The sequence below is a fragment of the Amycolatopsis speibonae genome, from assembly GCF_042647925.1.
GTDB classification, from domain to species: domain Bacteria; phylum Actinomycetota; class Actinomycetes; order Mycobacteriales; family Pseudonocardiaceae; genus Amycolatopsis; species Amycolatopsis speibonae.
The window spans coordinates 24,274-42,846 of sequence record NZ_JBHRWK010000054.1 but is presented as its reverse complement, the minus strand read 5'-3'; the positions used below and the strand labels follow the sequence as shown (position 1 = coordinate 42,846).

25 protein-coding genes and 1 pseudogene are annotated in these 18,573 nt (G+C 67.9%); 12 read left to right on the top strand and 14 right to left on the bottom strand.

Annotation, left to right across the window (positions count from 1 at the left end; all coding sequences use genetic code 11):
* The first annotated feature begins 221 nt into the window (after positions 1 to 221).
* Positions 222 to 1,625 (top strand): serine/threonine-protein kinase, encoded by a 1,404-nt coding sequence (locus ACFOSH_RS29845; RefSeq protein WP_378242476.1) that lies wholly within the window; start codon positions 222 to 224, stop codon positions 1,623 to 1,625.
* Here the strand turns inward: ACFOSH_RS29845 and ACFOSH_RS29840 are convergent.
* Together ACFOSH_RS29840 and ACFOSH_RS29835 are read right to left on the bottom strand one after the other, a co-directional pair.
* A complete protein-coding gene (locus ACFOSH_RS29840; protein ID WP_378242474.1) occupies positions 1,600 to 2,457 on the bottom strand; it encodes an LLM class F420-dependent oxidoreductase in 858 nt (285 codons plus the stop codon). The two genes, ACFOSH_RS29845 and ACFOSH_RS29840, sit on opposite strands and share 26 nt — an antisense overlap.
* A gap of 26 nt (positions 2,458 to 2,483) precedes the next feature.
* Positions 2,484 to 3,674: a cytochrome P450 family protein gene (locus ACFOSH_RS29835; RefSeq protein ID WP_378242472.1), complete on the bottom strand. Its 1,191-nt coding sequence runs from the start codon at positions 3,672 to 3,674 to the stop codon at positions 2,484 to 2,486.
* Between the two features lie 107 nt (positions 3,675 to 3,781).
* Between ACFOSH_RS29835 and ACFOSH_RS29830 the strand changes: the two genes are divergently transcribed.
* A complete protein-coding gene (locus ACFOSH_RS29830) occupies positions 3,782 to 4,864 on the top strand; it encodes a TetR/AcrR family transcriptional regulator (protein ID WP_378242470.1) in 1,083 nt (360 codons plus the stop codon).
* On the opposite strand, the gene ACFOSH_RS29825 is transcribed toward ACFOSH_RS29830, so the two are convergent.
* Complete coding sequence (locus ACFOSH_RS29825) at positions 4,861 to 5,385, bottom strand: GNAT family N-acetyltransferase (RefSeq protein WP_378242468.1); 525 nt, start codon at positions 5,383 to 5,385, stop codon at positions 4,861 to 4,863. The two genes, ACFOSH_RS29830 and ACFOSH_RS29825, sit on opposite strands and share 4 nt — an antisense overlap.
* 79 nt (positions 5,386 to 5,464) lie before the next feature.
* On the opposite strand from ACFOSH_RS29825, the gene ACFOSH_RS29820 reads away from it, so the two are divergent.
* The 3 genes from ACFOSH_RS29820 to ACFOSH_RS29810 are packed head-to-tail and all read left to right on the top strand — an operon-like array spanning position 5,465 to position 7,289.
* Positions 5,465 to 5,833, top strand: a complete 369-nt coding sequence (locus tag ACFOSH_RS29820) for a winged helix-turn-helix transcriptional regulator (RefSeq protein ID WP_378242466.1) — start codon at positions 5,465 to 5,467, stop codon at positions 5,831 to 5,833.
* 46 nt (positions 5,834 to 5,879) lie between these two features.
* A complete protein-coding gene (locus ACFOSH_RS29815; RefSeq protein ID WP_378242464.1) occupies positions 5,880 to 6,476 on the top strand; it encodes a TetR/AcrR family transcriptional regulator in 597 nt (198 codons plus the stop codon).
* A 33-nt stretch (positions 6,477 to 6,509) separates the two neighbouring features.
* Positions 6,510 to 7,289, top strand: a complete 780-nt coding sequence (locus ACFOSH_RS29810) for an SDR family NAD(P)-dependent oxidoreductase (protein ID WP_378242462.1) — start codon at positions 6,510 to 6,512, stop codon at positions 7,287 to 7,289.
* Between the two features lie 78 nt (positions 7,290 to 7,367).
* Here the strand turns inward: ACFOSH_RS29810 and ACFOSH_RS29805 are convergent, their stop codons facing one another.
* Genes ACFOSH_RS29805 through ACFOSH_RS29785 form a run of 5 tightly spaced genes read right to left on the bottom strand, consistent with a single transcriptional unit; the run spans position 7,368 to position 10,146 of the window.
* Positions 7,368 to 7,871 carry a hypothetical protein gene (locus ACFOSH_RS29805; RefSeq protein ID WP_378242460.1) on the bottom strand — a complete coding sequence of 168 codons (504 nt, stop codon included), beginning with the start codon at positions 7,869 to 7,871 and terminating at the stop codon, positions 7,368 to 7,370.
* A gap of 10 nt (positions 7,872 to 7,881) precedes the next feature.
* Positions 7,882 to 9,177 carry an NAD(P)/FAD-dependent oxidoreductase gene (locus tag ACFOSH_RS29800; RefSeq protein ID WP_378242458.1) on the bottom strand — a complete coding sequence of 432 codons (1,296 nt, stop codon included), beginning with the start codon at positions 9,175 to 9,177 and terminating at the stop codon, positions 7,882 to 7,884.
* Positions 9,178 to 9,179: 2 nt separating this feature from the next.
* The gene (locus ACFOSH_RS29795; RefSeq protein WP_093937072.1) at positions 9,180 to 9,446 is read right to left on the bottom strand and encodes a DUF4235 domain-containing protein; all 267 of its coding nucleotides are present in this window, start codon (positions 9,444 to 9,446) and stop codon (positions 9,180 to 9,182) included.
* Positions 9,443 to 9,736, bottom strand: coding sequence for a DUF3618 domain-containing protein (locus ACFOSH_RS29790; protein WP_378242456.1), 294 nt, complete (start codon positions 9,734 to 9,736; stop codon positions 9,443 to 9,445). Before ACFOSH_RS29790 ends, ACFOSH_RS29795 begins: the two co-directional genes overlap by 4 nt.
* On the bottom strand, positions 9,733 to 10,146 hold the full coding sequence (locus ACFOSH_RS29785) for a phage holin family protein (protein WP_378242454.1): 414 nt from the start codon (positions 10,144 to 10,146) through the stop codon (positions 9,733 to 9,735). Before ACFOSH_RS29785 ends, ACFOSH_RS29790 begins: the two co-directional genes overlap by 4 nt.
* Before the next feature lie 137 nt (positions 10,147 to 10,283).
* Here ACFOSH_RS29785 and ACFOSH_RS29780 point away from each other — a divergent pair, with 137 nt between their 5' ends.
* Complete coding sequence (locus ACFOSH_RS29780) at positions 10,284 to 10,745, top strand: SRPBCC family protein (RefSeq protein ID WP_378242452.1); 462 nt, start codon at positions 10,284 to 10,286, stop codon at positions 10,743 to 10,745.
* A gap of 96 nt (positions 10,746 to 10,841) precedes the next feature.
* Positions 10,842 to 11,306 carry a hypothetical protein gene (locus tag ACFOSH_RS29775; protein WP_378242450.1) on the top strand — a complete coding sequence of 155 codons (465 nt, stop codon included), beginning with the start codon at positions 10,842 to 10,844 and terminating at the stop codon, positions 11,304 to 11,306.
* Between the two features lie 67 nt (positions 11,307 to 11,373).
* Here the strand turns inward: ACFOSH_RS29775 and ACFOSH_RS29770 are convergent, their stop codons facing one another.
* The 3 genes from ACFOSH_RS29770 to ACFOSH_RS29760 form a co-directional block, all read right to left on the bottom strand.
* Entirely contained in the window at positions 11,374 to 12,162 is a 789-nt protein-coding gene (locus ACFOSH_RS29770; RefSeq protein WP_378242448.1) for a SigB/SigF/SigG family RNA polymerase sigma factor, read from the bottom strand.
* Entirely contained in the window at positions 12,159 to 12,611 is a 453-nt protein-coding gene (locus tag ACFOSH_RS29765) for an anti-sigma factor (RefSeq protein WP_378242446.1), read from the bottom strand. Before ACFOSH_RS29765 ends, ACFOSH_RS29770 begins: the two co-directional genes overlap by 4 nt.
* A gap of 64 nt (positions 12,612 to 12,675) precedes the next feature.
* Positions 12,676 to 13,008 carry a plasmid stabilization protein gene (locus ACFOSH_RS29760; RefSeq protein WP_378242445.1) on the bottom strand — a complete coding sequence of 111 codons (333 nt, stop codon included), beginning with the start codon at positions 13,006 to 13,008 and terminating at the stop codon, positions 12,676 to 12,678.
* A gap of 111 nt (positions 13,009 to 13,119) precedes the next feature.
* Here ACFOSH_RS29760 and ACFOSH_RS29755 point away from each other — a divergent pair, with 111 nt between their 5' ends.
* On the top strand, positions 13,120 to 14,082 hold the full coding sequence (locus tag ACFOSH_RS29755) for a TIGR03557 family F420-dependent LLM class oxidoreductase (protein ID WP_378242443.1): 963 nt from the start codon (positions 13,120 to 13,122) through the stop codon (positions 14,080 to 14,082).
* 116 nt (positions 14,083 to 14,198) lie between these two features.
* Complete coding sequence (locus tag ACFOSH_RS29750) at positions 14,199 to 14,390, top strand: hypothetical protein (RefSeq protein ID WP_378242441.1); 192 nt, start codon at positions 14,199 to 14,201, stop codon at positions 14,388 to 14,390.
* Between the two features lie 13 nt (positions 14,391 to 14,403).
* On the opposite strand, the pseudogene ACFOSH_RS29745 reads toward ACFOSH_RS29750, so the two are convergent.
* Positions 14,404 to 14,778: pseudogene (locus ACFOSH_RS29745) on the bottom strand (helix-turn-helix domain-containing protein); the annotation flags it as partial.
* A gap of 324 nt (positions 14,779 to 15,102) precedes the next feature.
* On the opposite strand from ACFOSH_RS29745, the gene ACFOSH_RS29740 reads away from it, so the two are divergent.
* Positions 15,103 to 15,510, top strand: a complete 408-nt coding sequence (locus ACFOSH_RS29740) for a VOC family protein (protein WP_378242439.1) — start codon at positions 15,103 to 15,105, stop codon at positions 15,508 to 15,510.
* 212 nt (positions 15,511 to 15,722) lie between these two features.
* Positions 15,723 to 16,169, top strand: coding sequence for a hypothetical protein (locus tag ACFOSH_RS29735; RefSeq protein WP_378242437.1), 447 nt, complete (start codon positions 15,723 to 15,725; stop codon positions 16,167 to 16,169).
* A gap of 606 nt (positions 16,170 to 16,775) precedes the next feature.
* Here ACFOSH_RS29735 and ACFOSH_RS29730 read toward each other — a convergent pair.
* Positions 16,776 to 16,925: a hypothetical protein gene (locus tag ACFOSH_RS29730; protein WP_378242594.1), complete on the bottom strand. Its 150-nt coding sequence runs from the start codon at positions 16,923 to 16,925 to the stop codon at positions 16,776 to 16,778.
* A 510-nt stretch (positions 16,926 to 17,435) separates the two neighbouring features.
* Positions 17,436 to 17,987 (bottom strand): dihydrofolate reductase family protein, encoded by a 552-nt coding sequence (locus ACFOSH_RS29725; RefSeq protein WP_378242435.1) that lies wholly within the window; start codon positions 17,985 to 17,987, stop codon positions 17,436 to 17,438.
* A 91-nt stretch (positions 17,988 to 18,078) separates the two neighbouring features.
* Between ACFOSH_RS29725 and ACFOSH_RS29720 the strand changes: the two genes are divergently transcribed.
* On the top strand, positions 18,079 to 18,564 hold the full coding sequence (locus tag ACFOSH_RS29720; RefSeq protein WP_378242433.1) for a winged helix-turn-helix transcriptional regulator: 486 nt from the start codon (positions 18,079 to 18,081) through the stop codon (positions 18,562 to 18,564).
* Positions 18,565 to 18,573: the final 9 nt, after the last annotated feature.

Genomic DNA, 18,573 nt, shown 5'->3' with positions numbered 1-18,573 from the left:
TTTCCCGGAATCAGGCCACACCGGAGAAGTAAAGTGCGCTTCCGGCCGCCCGGGATACGAACTTTCGGGCAGCCGATGGGGCGAGGTTCCGCTGAACGGCCCAGACGCCGACGTGACCGACACCGCGCCCGAAACCACCGTGCCGGGTCCTGTGCCCCGGCGTGTTCCTGGCATGCTGGCAAGGTTCGCGCGAACACCACAGCTCCAGGGGGACGTCGATAATGGAGGAGATCCGCCGCCTCGCCGACCGGTTCGATCTCATCGAGCCCGTCGGCGGCGGCTCGATGGGCACCGTGTGGCGGGCGCGCGACGAAAACCTGGAGCGCATCGTCGCGGTCAAGGAACTCCTTCTGCCGCACGGGCAAGGGGAGCAGAAGGCCGACGAGGCCAAGAACCGCGCGCTGCGTGAGGCCAGGATCGCCGCGCGGCTGGTGCATCCGCACGCCATCACCGTCTTCGGGGTGATCGACGAGCAGGACCGCCCGTGGATCATCATGGAGTACCTGCCGTCGACCAGCCTCGCGGACAAGCTGCGCGAAGGGCCGATGGAGGTCGACGACGTCATCCGTCTCGCCATCCAGCTGTGCTCGGCGCTGGCCGCCGCGCATCGCGCGGGCATCGTCCACCGTGACATCAAGCCCGGCAACGTCCTGCTCGGCGACGACGACACCGTCAAGATCACCGACTTCGGGATCTCGCGGGCGATGGGCGACGTCCAGCTCACCGCGACCGGCGAGATCTCCGGGACGCCTGCGTTCCTGGCGCCCGAGGTGGCCCGCGGCGAGGACGCCACGTCCGCTTCCGACGTGTTTTCGCTCGGCGCGACGCTGTACACCGCGCTCGAAGGCGGCACGCCCTACGGCACTGCGGAAAACCCGATCGCGCTGCTGTACCGCGCGTCGAGCGGGGAGATCACCCCGCCGGTCAAGTCGGGGATCCTGACGCCGCTGATGAACCGCCTCCTCGACGTCCGGCCGGACAGCAGGCCGACGATGACCGAGACCGAGCGTGAGCTGCGGGCGCTGGCGGCGGGGGAGCCGACGACGCTCGTCGCCGAGGAACCGCCGCCGAAGGCGCGCAAGGGAATGTTGATCGGGGTGATCGCCGTGTTCCTCGTGCTCGCGGCGGTGGCCGCCGCGGCCGTGGTCGTGGTGCTCAACCGCGATGACGACGCCCCGACAGGTGCGGCGCCACCGGCTTCGCAGTCGCAGAGCGTCACCCCGCCGTCATCGGAGCCTGTCGCTCCGCCACCTTCGCCGTCTTCGGCACCCCCGTCGTCACCGCCGTCTTCGACTCCGTCGTCCTCGGCGGCGCCGCCTTCGGTGCAGACGCCGGGGCAGGCTCTCGCGGCCTACTACACGCTCATCCCGGGCAATCTCCAGGCCGGGTTCGCGGGGTTGAGCGACAACTTCAAGCGCACCAGGAACCAGAGCTTCGAGCGGTATTCGGGCTACTGGAAGTCATACCGTTCGGTGACTGTGTCGGACGTGTCCGAATCCGGCAACACGGTGACGGCGAAGCTCACCTACGTCACGACGTCCGGCGAGACCAGGTCGGGGCGGGAGACCTTCGTCCTGATCCAGCAGGACGGCCGCTACCTCATCGACTCCCAGCGGGCAGGCTGAGCTTCCCGGCGAGGCGCTGAAGCCAGGCCTCGACCTCTTCGGGGGAGCGGTCCGGGAGGCCGAAGATCGTTTCGGTGACGCCGGCGGCTTCCAGCTTGGCCAGGTTCTCCGGATCCGGGCGGACGCCGAGCGCTGAGATCTCGGGCTCGCCGGCGCGGCCTTCTTCGTGCCAGATCTCGCGTAGCCGACGGGCCTTGTCCTCGATGTCCGTGTCGCCAGGAGTGGTGAGCCAGCCGTCGGCCGACTTCGCGATCCAGCGGAACGTCTTCTCCGTTCCGCCCGCGCCGACGATCACCGGGATGTGGGCCTGGGCCGGTTTCGGCCATGCCCAGCTCGCGCCGAACGAGACGAACTCGCCCGCATACGAGGCTTCGTCGTCCGTCCAGAGCGCGCGCATCGCTTCCAGGTACTCGCGCAGGACCGTCCGCCGTTTGCCGCCGGGGACGCCGTGATCGGCCAGTTCGTCGACGTTCCAGCCGAAACCGACGCCGAGGGTGACCCGCCCGGCCGAAAGGTGATCGAGGCTGGCGATCGTCTTCGCCAGCGTGATCGGGTCGCTCTCGACCGGGAGGGCCACCGCCGTCGCGAGCCGGATCCGCGTGGTCACCGAGGCCGCGGTGGCCAGCGCGACCCACGGGTCGAGCGTGCGCAGGTAGCGATCGTCGGGCAGCGACGAGTCGCCGGTGCGCGGATGCGGAGCCTCCCGTTTGACCGGGATATGCGTGTGTTCGGGCACGTGGAAGGCGTCGAAGCCGGCGGCTTCCGCCGCTTTGGCGGCGTCCGCCGGAGTGATGCCCCGGTCACTGGTGAACAGTACGATCCCGTGTCTCACAGGCGGTCACGTTATTAGAACGTGTTTCAGTTTGCAACCGTCGCGTGCAGCTTGACCGGCAGGGCGTTCAGCCGCCAGGTGCCCGGGTCCGGGATCCGCAGCAGGCCGTCGGCAAGCGTCAGATCGGGGAATCGGCGCAGCAGGGCGGTGAGCGCGACCTCGGTCTGCACCCTGGCCAGCGAGGCGCCGAGGCAGAAATGCGGCCCGTGGGCGAACGCCAGGTGCCAGGCCGGTCCGGCCGCGCGCCGGATGTCGAAGACGTCCGGCGCGGTGAACGCCCTCGGATCCCGGTTCGCCGCGGCGATCGCGACGGTAACGGGTTCTCCTTCGGGGATCAGGACGTCGCCGATCCGGACGTCGGTCGTGGTGAGCCGGGGGACCGTCAGCAGCTGCGGGCTGCACCAGCGCATCAGTTCCTCGACCGCGCCGGGCATGAGCGCCGGGTCTTCGCGGAGTTCGGCCAGCTGCGCGGGGTGGGAGAGCAGGATCTCGACGGCGTTGGCGATGAGGTTGCCGGGCACCTGACCGCCGAGGACGAGCTGCCAGACCAGGGAGACCAGTTCGGTTTCGCTGAGCCTGTCGCCGTCTTCGGCGTGGATCAGGAGCAGCTGTGAGACGACGTCCTCGCCCGCCTCGAGTTTCCGGTTCGCGATGGCGGCGAGCGAGTCTTCGACGATCGCCGGGACCGCCTTCATGAGCCCTGGGCCGTCGCCGGCCGCGACCATGGTGCCGTACTCGCGCCAGCGCGGGCGGTCGGCTTCGGGGATGCCGACCAGCGCGCAGATCACGTCGACCGGCAGCGGCCGTGCGAAGGCGGTGACCAGGTCGATCTCGTCCTGTCCGGCGAGGCCGGCGAGGAGGTCTTCCGCGAGCCGCTCGATCCCCGGGCGGAACGCGGCGGCCTTGCGCGGGGTGAACGCGGGGGAGACGAGGCGCCGGAGCCGGAGGTGCTCCGGGCCTTCGACCACCTGCATGGATCGCATGTACGGGCGGCAGTGGTCGGGGATGTCCATCGGTGGGTAGCTGTCCGGGCTCAGGGCGAAGCGCGGATCGCTCAGCATCTTCCGCGCCTCTTCGTGGCGCAGGACCGCCCACATCGAGAACCCCGGTGCGACGAGCTTGGCGATCGGGGAGCGCTCGCGGGCCGGGCTGTACGCGGTGAACGGATCGCGCAGGACCTCGGGGTCGGTCAGGAGGATTTCGGGAACTTCGGACAAGGCAGGTCTCCCAGTTCGGATGTTCGAATCAGATGTTCTCATCATCTGAATGCTCAAGGTATCTTGATCCGGGTCCGAGGGCAATCGTGCGGGGTGACGGGAGACCGATGGTCCGGCTGAGCAGGGCGGAGACGCAGGAGCGCAATCGCGCGAAGGTGCTGGCCGCCGCGCGTGACGAGTTCGCGGGGCAGGGCTTCCGGGACGCCAAGATCGACGTCATCGCCGAGCGGGCGGAACTCACGCGCGGCGCGGTCTACTCGAACTTCCCCGGGAAACGCGCCCTGTACCTCGCCGTCCTGGCCGAGCTGGCGGAACGGTCCGCCGAAGCGCCGCACGCCACGCCGGGCAAGACGCTCCCGGACGCGTTGGGCGCGCTGGCCAGGGCGAGAGTGGCGGCGCTTCCCCTGGACGAGGAGCAGGCGGGTCTCACCCGCGACCTGATGCCGGAGGTGCTCGCGGACGAGCGGATCCGGCGTCCGTTCGCTCAGCTGATGAAACTCAACGGGCTGCTGCTCGGGCTCGCGCTGGAGCGGCTCGATCCGCCGGAGCGCCCCGCGGGAGCGCCGATCCCGCGCCGTGTCCGGCTCGCGGAGACCGTGCTGACCACGCTGCACGGCGCCGGCCAGCTGGCGGCCGCCGCGCCGGGACTCGTCGAACCCTTCGACGTCGTGAGCGCCTGTGAACGGCTGGCGGGGCTGCCTCTCAACGACTGGTGGGCGCCGCCGGTGATCGTGCCCGCCGCGCAGGCCGCCGACCGGCCGTGGTCACCGCCCGAGGCCGTGGATCTGGTGCGCGCCGACCCCTTCGTGCCTGCCGACGGCGTGGTCGTCGTACTGGGTACCCATCGGCTGACCGCCGCGGAGGAGGCCGTCCGGGCGTCCGGGGGTGACGTCACCGTCGTCGTGGTGACCAGTGAGCCCGACGAACTGGTCCCGCTGACCCGGCTGATCGTCGCGGAGGTGTGCGGGGGTCTGCGGCAGGCTTTCCCGGAGCCGTCCTGGCCCGGTGTGCGCGTGGTGTGCGACGTGACCGGGACGCTGGCCGCGGCCGCGGGAGTGCTCGCGGTCAGCGACGAGACCGAGGCCGCGGTGCGGACCGAGCGAGGCCGGATCGTCGCCACCGCGGACGGGCGCGGCGCGGGACACGCCGTCTCGACGACGGGCGAAGTGTCCCGAGTGGACAGCGCCTAGACGACGTCCGTGTGCCGGATCCGGTACACCTGCAGCCGAAGCCCGTAGTACTTCTCGGTTTCCCCGACCCAGTCCATCCCGAGCCGTTTCGCGGTCGCGATGGCGCGTTGGTTGGCGGGCCGCGCGACGGCGAAGAGTTCGTCCGTGTCCTGGGTGAACGCCCAGCCGAGCAGGGCGCGGGCGGCCTCGGAGGCGTATCCCTCGCCCCAGGCGTCCGGATGCAGCTGCCAGCTGATCTCCAGGTCCTCTTCGTACGGTGGCAGCAGGTGGATGCCGAGCCCGCCGACGACCGCACCGTCCTCCTTGCGCTGGATCGCCCATCTTCCGCGTGGTGGCACGAGATTGGGTTGCGCCTGCTGCCAGGCCTGCAGAACCGAACGCATGGCCGCGGCGTCGGTCACCCGGTCCATCGCCGGGGTGAGCCACCGGGTCACGTCGGTGGTGCCGTAGATCGCCAGCGCGGCTTCGGCGTCGTCCTCGGACCAGTCACGGACGACGAGCCTTTCGGTGGTCAAGTCCATGACAAAACGTTACGCGCACAGGCGGGGTGGTGGGGTGTCCGGATCATGACAACTCGGCAACCCGCGTACCTTGGCTTTCATGCGCGCCGACGCCTCGACGACCCCTGCTCAAGCCTGTCCGATCGCCCCGGTGGTCGACCTCGTCTTCAGTCGTTGGACGACGCCGATCCTGTGGACTCTCAACGAGTTCGGCAAGCAGCGGTTCGTCGGACTCGAGCGGCGCATCGGCTCGATCACGCCGAAGGTGCTGACCCAGCGGCTGCGGCAGTTGGAACGCGACGGTCTCCTCACACGGACCTATCACGCCGAGGTGCCACCCCGGGTCGAGTACGAGATCAGCGATCTGGGCCGGAGCCTGGCGCCGCTGTTCGCGACCCTCGCGGACTGGTCGGCGGAGAACCTGCCGAAGGTCGACGAGGCCCGGTCGGCCTACGACTCCGGTACCTGAGCCCGCATATTTGACCGATCGGTCCAGATGTGGTTAAGCTGCTCTCGTGTCCAGGGTGAAGGAATTCGACGTCGACGCGGCCTGCGATGCCGCGCTGGAACTGTTCTGGCGGCAGGGGTACGAGGCCACTTCGGTCAGCGATCTCGTCGCCGGGCTCGGCATCGGCAAGGCGAGTCTCTACGCGACGTTCGGCACCAAGCATCAGCTGTACCTGACGGTCTTGAACCGCTACATCGCCAGGGGCAACGAGCGGTTCGTCGAGGACTTCGCCGGACCGGGGCCCGCGCTCGCGGGGGTACGGCGGCTCATCGACCGCTATCTCGCCGAAATACTCGACGAATCCGGGCGCAAGGGCTGTTTCGTGGTCAACGCGGCCATGGAGCTGATGCCAGGGGATCCCGAGGTCGCGCGGGTGGTCGAGCGCAGCTGGGACGCGATCGAGCTGGCCCTGCGGATGGCGCTGAGCCGGGCGAGGGCGCAAGGCGAACTCGACGACGCCGCCGACCCGGAAGAGCTGGCCGGCTTCCTGCTCACCGTCCTGCAGGGAATGCGGGTGCTGAGCAAGGGACCCGATCCCGCGGCACGGGCCAAAGCGACGGCGAAGCAGGCCATCGCCGTTGTCGAAGCCGCTCGCAAACACTGATAATAGAACGATCGGACCAGAAAGTTGGCTACTGTGGGGACTACGAGGATTTCGGGGAAGCGCTTCAGCGGCAAGGTCGTCCTGGTCACCGGGGGAGGATCCGGGATCGGCCGGGCCACGGCGGCGGCTTTCGCGCGCGAAGGCGCTCAGGTCGTCGTATCCGGCAGGGACGGCGAGAAACTGCGTCAGACGGTGAAGGAGATCGAGACCGACGGCGGCGTGGCCGACGCGGTGACCGCGGACGTGAGTGTCGGCGCCGAAGTGGAGCGTCTCGTCGCCGAAACCGTGCGGCGGCACGGCAAACTCGACATCGCGTTCAACAACGCCGGTGTCCTCGGCAGCCCCGCGCCGACGGCGGATCTCGACGAAGACGGCTTCAACGCCGTCATGCAGACGAACCTCACGGGCACCTGGCTGTCCATGAAGCACGAGATCGCGCAGATGCGGGCAGGCGGTGGGGGAGTCATCGTCAACATGTCGTCCAACATCGGCTCGCACACCCGACTTCCGGGGATGGCCGCCTACGCCGCCTCGAAGGCCGCGGTGGACGTGCTGACCCGGACCGCCGCCCGCGACCACATCGCCGAGGGGATCCGGATCAACGCGGTCAGCCCCGGCGCCACCGACACCGGCATGTCGTTCCGGCCCGGCGAGACCGAGGCCGACCGTGCCGCCCGGCTCGGCGCGGTCATCCCGCTCGGCCGGATCGGCGCGGTCGAGGAGATCGCCGCCGCGGTTCTGTGGCTGGCGTCCGACGAGTCCGCGTACGTCGTGGGGCACGACATCGTCCTGGACGGCGGTGCGAGCGCCTGAGCCTCACCGGCGCGAAGGCACCAGTTCCTGCACCTTCGTCTTGAGCCCCTGCGTCACCAGGTGCCCCAGGTCCGGCGGCTAAACGTCCTCGAGGATCTTGGTGATCCCGGCGACGACGTCCGGATGACCGAGCGGCAGCGGTGGCGGGACCCGGTTGTACGGTTCGCCGATGCTGTGGGGAAGGACAGCCACCGAGGTCCCGGCGGAGCGCACCCGTTCGGCCAGTTCGGAGGACTCGTCCGGCACCGGGTCGATCAGCAGGACATGTGACGCGGCGCCCGGATGACGCTCGGCCAGCCGCAGTGCGTCTCCGGCCGATTCGCCCGCGGCCACGACGTCGATCGGCGGGTCGCCGGGTTCGGTGTCGCCGAACAGGTCGTCGGCCTGGCCGAGGGCGCCGTCGACCGGCAGCCTGCACCAGATGATCCGACGCCGCGCCGCGAGCGGCCGCCAGGTGGCCGGGAGTTCGCCGTTCTTGCCCTCGCCCGCGGGATCCAGGACCAGGAGCATCGCCCCTTCGTCGTCGCCGTCGGTGACGACCGGCGGCCCCTCGGCGCGGACGGGATCGGGTTCGGCGGGCATGCTCGTCTCCTCAGCGGTTCGTGCGGGGCAGTTCCGGGGAATCGGTGTCGAGGGGGACCGCGGCCGATCGGACCAGTCCTAATTGGACGGTCTGGCGTTTCGTCACCGCTTCCAGCGCCCAGTCGGTGGCGGTGCGCAACCGGTTGCCCGGCATGGCCAGCAGGTGGTAGCCGCGGGTGACCGCCTTGGCGGCGAGCCCGGAAAGGGGGATGTGCAAGGGATTCGCCGCGGCCTGGTGGGCGCCGAGGTCGACGACGAAGCCGAGATCGTGATGCCGGTAGACGCCGGGCGCACCGTGTCCGAGGGACGCGGCGACGTTCCGTCCGGCGAGCTTGCCCTGGCGTTCGGCGTGCTGGGCGGTCATCGGCGTGTATTCGCCGGGCCTGGTCAGATCCGGGACGGCGGCCGCGTCCCCGCACGCGTAGACGTCGCGCCGCCCCGAGACGTTCAGTTGCGCCGTCACGACGAGCCTGCCTTTGGCCGTCTTCATCCCCAAGGCTTCGACCAGGGGATCCGGCCGGACCCCGACGCACCACACCAGGGTGTGCGTCGGCACGGATTCGCCGGAGGTCAGGGTGACCCCTTTTTCACCGGCGTTGTCGATCGACGTCTTCATCAGCACCTCGACGCCGCGAGCCCGCAACACCTCGTCCGCGGTGGTGCCGAGCCGCTTGTCGAGCTCCGGCAGGACACGGTCGGCGACGTCCAGCAGCAGCCAGCGGATCTTCTGGCCGTTCAGCTCGGGATGCCGGGCGGCGAGGGCGGCGGTGAACGCCGGTCCCTGCGCGGCGACCTCGGTGCCGGTGTAACCGGCGCCGACCACGACGAACGTGCAGCGCGCGTCGCGTTCGGCCGGGTCCTTCGCGGAGGCGGCGAGTTCTATCTGCCGGGTGACGTGATCCCGCAGGTAGAGCGCCTCGGGCAGGCCTCGGAAGCCGTGGGCGTATTCGGGCACGCCCGGGATCGGCAGGAGCTTGTTGACGCTGCCGGCGGCGAGCACGAGACGGTCGTAGCCGATCGAGTGCTCGCGGTCCTCGGGGTCGGTGTAGCTCACGGCGCGGCCGTCGAAGTCGACCGACGTCGCGGTGCCGAGCACCAGGCGCACCCCGCGCAGGGTGCCGGGGATGGACACCGAGATCCGCCGCGGTTCGAGGATCCCGGCGGCGACTTCGGGCAGCAAGGGGAGGTAGAGGAAGTAGTCGGTCGGGTTCAGCACGACGATCTCGGTGTCTTCGCCGACCGACTTGAGCAGGGTCTTGGCGGCGTTGTAGCCCGCGAACCCTCCTCCGATGATCACTACGCGCATCGTCAGTCCTTCGTGGGCCAGTCGCCGGTCGCCTTGCGGTAGCCGACCGCGCCCGCCCGTTCGGTGGCCGCCTTCACCGCGCCGAAGATCGCTCCCTGCGCGGCCGCCGCGACGATCACCTGAGTCCAGGTGAAGTCCCGGTCCGTGGCGTTCGGCGCGTCTTCCTCACCGCTCACGCGTTTCCAGATCTGCTTGAACGCGATCCCGGCGAGCACCCCTCCCGCGGCGCTCACGACCATGTTCAGCGGTTTGTAGAGAACCTTGTTCACGACGAAGACCTCTTTCGCATGATCAGCCGGATCGTCACCAACAGCGCGAGAACACCGGCGAAGATCGGAAGGGGATTCGCGCGGACGACTTCGGTGCCCTGGCGGAACTTCTCCGCCGCGGGCTCGGAGATCTTGGCGCCGGCCTTGTCCACCTTGGCGTCGAGGTTGTCGTTGACCCTCGTCTTGACGTCCATCTTCTTGCCCAGCGCGTCGAGGGTCTCGGTGAGCTCCTCGCGGGTCACGTCACGATCGGTACGGGCTTCTTCGGCGTTCTTGGGAAAATCGGTCATGAGCGCACTCCTTGTTTGACGGTGTCGACATCTTCGCGGACGCCCTCGATGGCCTCTTCCGGCACCGGCGGTGTCGCGCTCGCGACCTCCTTCTTGCCGACGACGGCCGAAAGGCCACCGATCAGCAGCAGTGCCGCGCCGGTCACCACGGCCGCCAGCCACGCGGGCATGACCAGGGCGAGTGCCAGTACCACCGCGGCGATCAAGGTCGCCAGGCCGAAAAGCGCGAAGATCCCGGCCGCGCCGAACAATCCGGCGCCGAGTCCCATCCGCTTCCCTTTGCCCTGCAGTTCGAACACGGCCAGCCGCATCTCGTCCCGTACCAGGCGTTTGACCTCGTCACTCAGGTCTGAGACCAGTTCACCGACCGACCTGTCCCCGGACGGCTTCCGGTGGGCTTCTTCGATCATGGAGCACCTCCTCGGAGCGTTCTGCCCGCCGGGTACCCGGCTGCCCGGACGATCAATCACGGGGTGTTTCGCCCCTCCGGGCGTCGGGTAGCCGGGGGAGTGCCGGCTCGAAAAGCACCCAACCGACAGGAGGATGCATGAGCACGATCACCGAAATGGTGGACGTCGAAGTCCCGGTGAAGACCGCGTACAACCAGTGGACCCAGTTCGAGACCTTCCCGAATTTCATGGAAGGTGTCGAGGAGATCCGCCAGGTCGACGCGACCCACACCCACTGGGTGACCAAGTTCGGTGGTGTGAGCCGGGAATTCGACGCGACCATCACCGAACAGCATCCCGACGAGCGCGTCGCGTGGACATCGGACTCCGGTCCCGACCACGCGGGCGTCATCACCTTCCATCGCTTGGACGACAACAAGACCCGTGTCACGGCGCAGATGGAGATCGATCCTGAGGGCTTCGCCGAGAACGTCGCCGACAAACTCGGTGTGCTCGACCGGCGGATCAAGGGCGACATGAAGCGGTTCAAGGAGTTCATCGAGAGCCGCGGCCGCGAGTCCGGCGCGTGGCGCGGTGACGTGGACCGCCCCGGCAGCTGACTCTCGCCCGGGACCTCCCCCTGGAAGACCGCGTTTTCCAGGGGGAGGTCCCGGGTATCTCTTGGGTGAGGTTCACAACGAAGGGAGCGTTCCGGCATGACTACCAACGCATACGTGGCCTTCCTCGTCATCGGGGTGGCGCTGGTCATGCTCGACGGTCTGATCATCTACCAGAGCGGTAAGCGTTACCTGCGAGGTTCCTACGGTGATCCCGCCGCCGGCGCGTCCATGACCTGGCTCGTCACGGTGCTGTTCCACCTCGCCACGCTGGGCGTCTTGGCGCTGCTGTCGACCATCGACATCGGCGGCAGCGACCTTCCGGGTGTGGTAGGCAGGCTGGGTGTGCTGTTGCTGGTCCTGGCCATCGCCCACGCGATCACGCTGAGCGTGCTTTCGCGGATCCGCGGCGAGCAGGAGGCCGAAGCGGTCATCAACCGCCCCAGGCAGCATGTCGAGCCCGAACAGCAGGGCACGACGGTGACGCCGGTGCCCGGGCAGGAAGGCCGTTACCCGACCGCCAGCCCGTCGATCGAACAGCAGGCGCCGTACACGACGCCGTAAGAGGGCAGCTTCCCGAGTACGTGAAAGGCCCCTTCCCTCGGCTCAGCGAGGGAAGGGGCCTTTCACGCTATTCCGAGAGCTTTCCTCGCAGCTGCTCCAAGGTCTGCGAGAGAAGCCGCGAAACGTGCATCTGCGAGATGCCGACCCGTTCCGCGATCTGCGTCTGGGTGTAGCCGCCGAAGAACCGCATCACGAGGATGGCGCGCTCCCGCTTCGGGAGTTCCCGCAGCAGCGGTTGCAGCGCCTCGTGGTTCTCCACCAGGGCCATCTCGTGGTCCTCCTCGCCGATCGTGTCGGCGAGGGAAAGTGACTCGGCGGGGTCGTCGTGGACCGGCTTGTCGACCGACAACGTCTGGTACGCCTGACCGGCGAGCAGTCCTTCGCGCACTTCGTTCACTTCGAGCCCGAGGTATTCGGCGAGTTCGGTCGGGGTCGGCGCGCGGCCGAGCCGCTGGGACAACGCGGCCGTGCCCTGGCTGAGCGAGACATGCAGCTCCTTGAGCCGCCTCGGTACCCGGACCGACCAGCCGGTGTCCCGGAAGTGCCGCCGGACCTCGCCCATGACCGTGGGGACGGCGAAGGAGAGGAAATCGTGCCCGCGGCCGGGGTCGAAGCGGTCGACCGCGTTGATGAGGCCGATCCGCGCCACCTGAACCAGGTCTTCCCGCGGCTCGCCCCGGCCGGAGAACCTGGTGGCGATGTGCTCGGCGAGCGGCAGCAGTTCGGTCACCAGCTTGGCACGCAGGTCCTGGCGACGCTGGGAATCCTCCGGCAGGGAGGACATCTCCTCGAAGAGCGGTTCGCAGTGAGCGTAGTCGTCCGCCTGCCTCGTGAGTGTCTTGCGCTCGCCGCTCACCCGTCGCTCGTTCCCGGGGCCAGGACGAGGTCGATCGTCGTCGTACTCCCCAGTTCGCCGGGAATCGGTTCGCATCGTGCGGTCACCGAGCCGGTCAAGGTCGTCAGGACGTGCCAGCCGAAGGTCGTCTCGCTCGGTAGGAAGGGCGTCGCCGTCCGCGTCGAGATCGAGACGGCGATCCCCGCCGGTACTTCGTGGTAGACACAGCAAAGAACAGCTCCCGGTTCAGCGGGCTGGACAAGCTGGGAACAGGCTTCGTCGACGGCCATCTTCGCGTCTGAAATGGCGTCCAAGCCGAAATCCGCCCGCGCCACCACACCGTGGGTGAGCGTGCGGACGAGAGGGATCTGTTCCGCCTCGGCGGGAAGGCAAAGCTCGACCCGGTCGAACAGTGCGTCCGACTGAGGGCGGGTCTGGGGAGTCAGGCCACCCCGTCCATGTGCATCCATTACGAAACCCATCCGTCCGTGGCCGTGAGGTATCCGCTGCGGGGATCCGCCGCGGGACGCGTGATCAACGGCCAAGGGCGCGCTGAAGCTCCTTTTTGGACATCTTCGACCTGCCCTTGACGTCGCGTTTCTTCGCTTCGTTGTAGAGCTGGTCCTTGGTCGGGCCGTTCGGGCCAAGGCGGTTTCCCGATCGCTTGCCACCCCGCCGCTGCGGCGACATGTCCTGGACGGACGTCCGGCTCGCTTCACGGGACTCGCCCGCCCGCGCGCGGTTCTTGTTGACCGTGCGCGCGGCGATCTCCTCGGCCCGGCCGGTGCTCGCGCCCCGGTCCTTCACCGAATCCTTGATGTTCTCGTACTGACGTTCTCGTTTTTCGCTCCACGCCTGCTGAGGCATCGCGACTCCTCTCTTCCCCGGATCAAGTACCCCGTTCGATTCGCTGGATAAACGTCCGGTTGATCCCGGGAATGGACGGGTACGCGGAGGTCAGACGCGAAGGAGGCTTCGATGCGGATCGGCTACACGCTCATGACCGAGCAGACAGGGCCGAAGGACCTGGTGGGATACGCCGCCGGGGCCGAACGGGCGGGATTCGACTTCGAGGTGATGAGCGACCACTACTCGCCTTGGCTGAACGAGCAGGGCCATTCGCCGTACGCGTGGAGCGTCCTGGGAGCGGTCACCCAGAGCACCGAACGGGTCGAGCTGATGACCTTCGTGACGTGCCCGACCATGCGCTATCACCCGGCGGTTGTGGCGCAGAAAGCGGCGACCGTCCAGGCGCTGTCGGACGGCCGGTTCACTCTGGGGCTCGGCGCGGGGGAGAACCTCAACGAGCACGTCGTCGGGCGTGGCTGGCCGCCGGCGAACGTCCGCCACGAGATGCTCGCCGAGGCTGTCCAGATCATCGGGGGGCTGTTCGACGGCGGGTACTTCAACTACGCGGGTGACCACTTCCGGGTGGACTCGGCGAAGCTCTGGGATCTCCCGGAACAGCGTGTCCCGATCGCCGTCGCGGTGTCCGGATCGCAGTCGGTGACCCGGTTCGCGCCGATCGCCGACGCGATGATCGCGGTGGAGCCGGACGCCTCGCTCGGCCGGGAGTGGGACGCCACCAAACTCGGGCCGCCGACCAGGAAGATCGCCCAGCTGCCGGTGTCCTGGGGTGAGGATCGCGACGCCGCGATCCGGCGGGCGCACGAGCAATTCCGCTGGTTCGGTGGTGGCTGGAAGGTCAACGCCGAACTGCCGGGGCCCGCGGGGTTCGCCGGGGCCACCCAGTTCGTCAAACCGGAGGACGTCGCCGCGGCCATCCCGTGCGGGCCGGACGTCGACCGGATCGTGAAGCAGGCGGGCGAATTCGAAGCCGCCGGATTCACCGACCTCGCCTTGATCCAGATCGGCGGTGACCAGCAGGAAGGCTTCCTCCGGTTCGCCGAGGACACCTTGCTCCCGGCGTTGCGGGGCTGAATCACACGGACGGAGTAAGGCGGCCGTGTCTCTGCGCACCCGGCCGGGGACACCTGTGTGCAAAGCCGCGATCGTGGGTATCAGAGCGGCACGGCGTCCTTGACAAGGGGGAACTGATGAGAAACGAACTCGGCCTTCACCCGCTGCCCGACCTGCTGCCGGAAGGCCAGGACACGCCCGAACAGGAGGCCGTCCGCCGCAAGGCGGCCCTCGCCGTGGCTTCACACGCGACGAGCGCCGAAGACTGCGCGACGCTGCTGGACATGCTCGGCCTGCACGATGGCGGCCGCAGCTCCGAGGTGGCCTGACTCAGTCGCCGGGTCACGAGGTCCGGGTCGGCGCGACGATGCCGTACTCGTGGATCTTCCGGTAGATCGTCGCCCGGGAGATCCCGAGCAGCTGGGCCGCGCGCACCTTGTTGCCGTCGGCGTCTTCGAGGCTCCGCACGATCGCGTCGCGCTCGATCACCTCGAACCGGTTGAGCGGGCGTCGCGCCACGGCGTGGAACTCGGCGGGAAGGTCGCCGGGGACGATGGCCCCCGCGCGGCGGCGCTGCGCGACCTTTCTCAGTACCTGGTAGAGCTGGCCCGCGTTGCCCGGCCATTCGGCCCGCATGAGCAGGTGCAACGCGGCGGCCGAGCAGGTGAGGCGCCCGCCGTAGCCGAGTTTGCTCAGGAACAGGGGGATGAGTTCAGCTGGAGGACCCGTACCTCCTCATGTGCAGCGAGAAGATCACCCGGGTGCAGCAGCTGATGCCGTTTGCTGGACAAAGTGATGCGCGCGCCGAGGCTCCTGGTACGGGGGTGCTCGGCGCGACGTCGCCGAAGCGTCGACACTGAAGCGGCATTCACGACAGGGTCTGTTCGTCATCGGAGCGCATTGGGGAAATCGCTCACCGCATTCGGTGAACGGGGTTGAATTTTCGTTGCCTGAAGGAATTCACCCAGCCGTAGTCAAGCCGTTGTCGCGCCCGGTGGGGTCTGCCAGGATGCTCGTGACCCGACCAGAAGGAGCGTTCCAGTGGCTTCCCGTCTCAACCCTTACCTCAGCTTCGCCGGCGACGCCCGGCAGGCCATGGAGTTCTACAAGTCGGTGTTCGGCGGAGAACTGACGCTGAATACGTTCGGCGAGTCCGGTATGGCGGGTTCGCCGGTGGAGGACCAGATCATGCACAGCCAGCTCGATTCGCCGAGCGGCTACACGATCATGGCGTCGGACACGCCGCCGGGAATGGAGCACAAGCCGGGCACCAACCTGTCGGTCAGCCTCAGTGGCGATGACGGCGGGGAATTGCGCGGATACTGGGAGAAACTCTCCGCGGACGGCACTGTTTCGGTCCCGTTCGAAAAGCAGATGTGGGGTGACGAATTCGGTGCCTGCACCGACAAGTTCGGTATCTCGTGGATGGTGAACGTCATTCAAGGCTAGGGGCTTCCGGCCCTGTCCGATCCGTGCCGAAGCTCCCGACTTCCGGGGACTTGCGGCTCCGATCGCGCGAAACCTGTGATGCCGCCGGGTGGACCCGCCGTTCTTCCTTCGTGAGGATTCGGCGGTTCCATCGGGAGGCAGGGTATGAACAAGAGGGTCGTGGCACTGCTGGCATCGGCGGGCGCCGCAGTTTCCGTCGCGGGACTGAGCGGTTGCGGACGACGACCGCCGGGACGCCGGTCACCGTGGTGCGGGAGATCGTGCCGCCGTCGACGACCACTGCCATCGTCGCGCCATCGGCTACATCGGTGGTCGTGGTGGAGCCTCCGGTAACGGTCACCCGGGCGCCTTCGCTCACGTCGTGTCAGCGCCTCGCCGCCGACGGATTCTCTTACCGGCAACCCGATGACACCGTCAGCGGACTCGATGATCGACCGCACGGTCCGTCGGTCGACGCCCGCGCTGCGTGCTCCGGTGTTCCCCGACACCCGTTCCCACGCCACGGCGAGGAACGCGGGGTCGGCCACGAGGTTGAACAGATCATCAAACCGGCGGCCGGGATCGGCCGCTGCCCACTGGTGCAGTTTTGTTTGCATTCCCAGTACCCGCTGCCCGGCCGTATACGGCACCAACAGCAGATCACCGATGTTCACCGGTGACAACTCTTCTGGCATTACCCGAACTCCTCCGCTTCGTCTCGCTGCCGCCCTTCCCCATGCGGACGGCTTTCCCGTCCTCGGAGTACTACGACGGCTCCGCCCCACCACGCACCCCTCAGCGGGCAATGCGCCTATCCACCCCGACACCACGGGCTGCGGTTCCGGCGTGGAGGGCCGTGATGGTTCCCATGTTCACGTGTATCCGATCGACGAGTGAGGCACTCAGCTTTACCCCGGCAGTCCCTGTGAATACGCCACAGACTTTCTCCACAGACTGCCCAGAACACCAGATCCGGGCGGGCGCTACACCTTCCATTCGGTTCGCGCGCACTGCAATACCGACCCAGATCCACCAGGTTCGAGTCGGCTCCACCTAACGAGGCCTCAGACACTGATTCCTACTCGTATACCTTCTCGTCTCGCTCACCGAGCCCGCACCATCTGGCAGTTCTGGCACGACTCGACTTTGTCAGGACCGCTTGCCACCTCGACCCACCCATTCCCGTGGATCAGGCTGCCCTCAGCTTCACTGAACCGCTGTGACGGCTCAATATCGGAGGTCTTTCACCTCCGATCGGATAAACACGCGCATCATGGCGCACATGCTCAATATGATGGGCGTGACAATTCTTGGGTCTTCGATGACGCCCCGGGAACCCGCATCACCTGCAGGAACTGCCGCACGCCATGGGCAAGCTCCAGCTTGCCAGCGCGCCACAACTCCTGCGGCAACTCGGGAAGAACAGTCTCGGACACCCCTCCACAGTACGCCACTAAAGTCGAACATGTGTTCGTAATTTTAAGTGACAATGAAACGAAGGCGCCGACATCTAAAGGGTGGTTTCACCAGAACGAATCCACTACTCGGCGCAACAACAAGATTACTGAAACTCAAAGAAGGCTAAGAACGTACTCAAGTAGGACGGCACTGGGAGTCTCGTGAGTGGTAAAGACGGTTAGTGTCATCATTGCCGCTCACGAGAATCAAGCGACGCGGACGGTGCCCCATCGCACCAAAGGGTTCTGGCAGAATCATCTTGGGTGTGGCGTGACGTCGTGTCTCGGTGGTCTTCTGTGCGGGGCGGCGACGTCCGCGGAAAGAGAGGGAACATGGCCTCGGCGTTCACCGTGGGGTCGTCGAAAGCGCCTTCATCTTGCCGCACTGGTGCCGCCGCATCCGCTGGGAAGGCCGCGACGAAACCCGTAAAACCCGCCATCACCTGCCGGCGTCGACTCGGGTCCCGGTATCTCGCTGAAGCCGTCGCGTCACCGAACCGGCCGGAACCGGACATCGACGGACGCGAACGGGTCCCCTTCGCCGACACCACGCAGGCGGATCGGCGGCCCGCCGGGGTTGTCGTACAACCGGATGCCGTCGCCGAGCAGGACCGGCGCGATGTGCAGGTCGATCTCGTCGATCAACCCGAGCCCGAGCAGCTGTCGGCCGATGTTCGGCGAGAACACCTCGAGGTTCTTCCCGTCCGCTGCCTCCAGTCCGATCCGGACAGCTTCGGCGGGCCCGCAATTCAGGAACGTGACACCGTCCGCGGGGGTCGCGTCCTCGGGGTGATGGGTGAGGACGAAGAGTGGCCCTTTCCAGGCGCCGCCATAGATCCCGCCGGGCTCGGGGTAAGCGTCCCAGCCGTCACGTCCGCCGAGGACGGCGCCGGTGGTCGCGACGTACTCCTCGATCAGGTCCGGCCGGGACGTCAGGCCCGCCATCCAGTCCATGGTGTGCGCCGGCCCCGCGACGAAGCCGTCGAGGGACATCGTGAAGTGCCAGAGCGCTTTCCCGCTCGCTGTCTGAGGTTCGAGCATCTCGTCTCCCACTGCTTGCGTTTTGCAATCGGTTGGTCCACGGTAAGGCGAGTGATGGTAGATTGCAACCACTTCGTCCGGAGGTGAAGGAATGGTGGAACCCGCCCGTTCGGGCTGTCCGATCAACGCCGCGGTCGAGGCGTTCGGTGACAGCTGGAGCCTGCTGGTGCTGCGGGACATCATGTTCGGCACGCGGCGCTACTTCCGGGAGCTGCTCGCCGGGTCCGAAGAGGGGATCGCTTCCAACATCCTGGCCGACAGGCTGAAACGGCTGGTCAAGGCCGGTCTGCTGACCCGGGAGGACGCCGGGCCCGGCAAGCGGGCCGCGTACAGCCTGACCGAGGTGTCGATCCAGCTGGTGCCCGTGTTCGCCCAGCTCGGTTCCTGGGGTCTGCGCCATCGTCCGACCACGAAGCGGCTGCGGGTGCGGGCGGAGCTGCTCGCGGCGGGCGGGCCGGAACTGTGGGCCGAGTTCATGGCCGAACTGCGGGTCGTCCACCTCGGTGAGCCCGCCCCGGAGCAGAGCGGGCCCGGCGTGCTGGAGCGTCTCGCCGCCGCATACGACGCCGCTCTCTGACCGTCGCCG

Bases quoted from the DNA above. Each gene is read 5' to 3' on its own strand.
- ACFOSH_RS29845 (WP_378242476.1), top strand. From the start codon at position 222: ATGGAGGAGATCCGCCGCCTCGCCGACCGGTTCGATCTCATCGAGCCC.
- ACFOSH_RS29830 (WP_378242470.1), top strand. From the start codon at position 3,782: ATGGTCCGGCTGAGCAGGGCGGAGACGCAGGAGCGCAATCGCGCGAAG.
- ACFOSH_RS29825 (WP_378242468.1), bottom strand. From the start codon at position 5,385: ATGGACTTGACCACCGAAAGGCTCGTCGTCCGTGACTGGTCCGAGGAC.
- ACFOSH_RS29820 (WP_378242466.1), top strand. From the start codon at position 5,465: ATGCGCGCCGACGCCTCGACGACCCCTGCTCAAGCCTGTCCGATCGCC.
- ACFOSH_RS29805 (WP_378242460.1), bottom strand. From the start codon at position 7,871: ATGCCCGCCGAACCCGATCCCGTCCGCGCCGAGGGGCCGCCGGTCGTC.
- ACFOSH_RS29800 (WP_378242458.1), bottom strand. From the start codon at position 9,177: ATGCGCGTAGTGATCATCGGAGGAGGGTTCGCGGGCTACAACGCCGCC.
- ACFOSH_RS29790 (WP_378242456.1), bottom strand. From the start codon at position 9,736: ATGACCGATTTTCCCAAGAACGCCGAAGAAGCCCGTACCGATCGTGAC.
- ACFOSH_RS29785 (WP_378242454.1), bottom strand. From the start codon at position 10,146: ATGATCGAAGAAGCCCACCGGAAGCCGTCCGGGGACAGGTCGGTCGGT.
- ACFOSH_RS29780 (WP_378242452.1), top strand. From the start codon at position 10,284: ATGAGCACGATCACCGAAATGGTGGACGTCGAAGTCCCGGTGAAGACC.
- ACFOSH_RS29775 (WP_378242450.1), top strand. From the start codon at position 10,842: ATGACTACCAACGCATACGTGGCCTTCCTCGTCATCGGGGTGGCGCTG.
- ACFOSH_RS29765 (WP_378242446.1), bottom strand. From the start codon at position 12,611: ATGGATGCACATGGACGGGGTGGCCTGACTCCCCAGACCCGCCCTCAG.
- ACFOSH_RS29760 (WP_378242445.1), bottom strand. From the start codon at position 13,008: ATGCCTCAGCAGGCGTGGAGCGAAAAACGAGAACGTCAGTACGAGAAC.
- ACFOSH_RS29755 (WP_378242443.1), top strand. From the start codon at position 13,120: ATGCGGATCGGCTACACGCTCATGACCGAGCAGACAGGGCCGAAGGAC.
- ACFOSH_RS29750 (WP_378242441.1), top strand. From the start codon at position 14,199: ATGAGAAACGAACTCGGCCTTCACCCGCTGCCCGACCTGCTGCCGGAA.
- ACFOSH_RS29725 (WP_378242435.1), bottom strand. From the start codon at position 17,987: ATGCTCGAACCTCAGACAGCGAGCGGGAAAGCGCTCTGGCACTTCACG.
- ACFOSH_RS29720 (WP_378242433.1), top strand. From the start codon at position 18,079: ATGGTGGAACCCGCCCGTTCGGGCTGTCCGATCAACGCCGCGGTCGAG.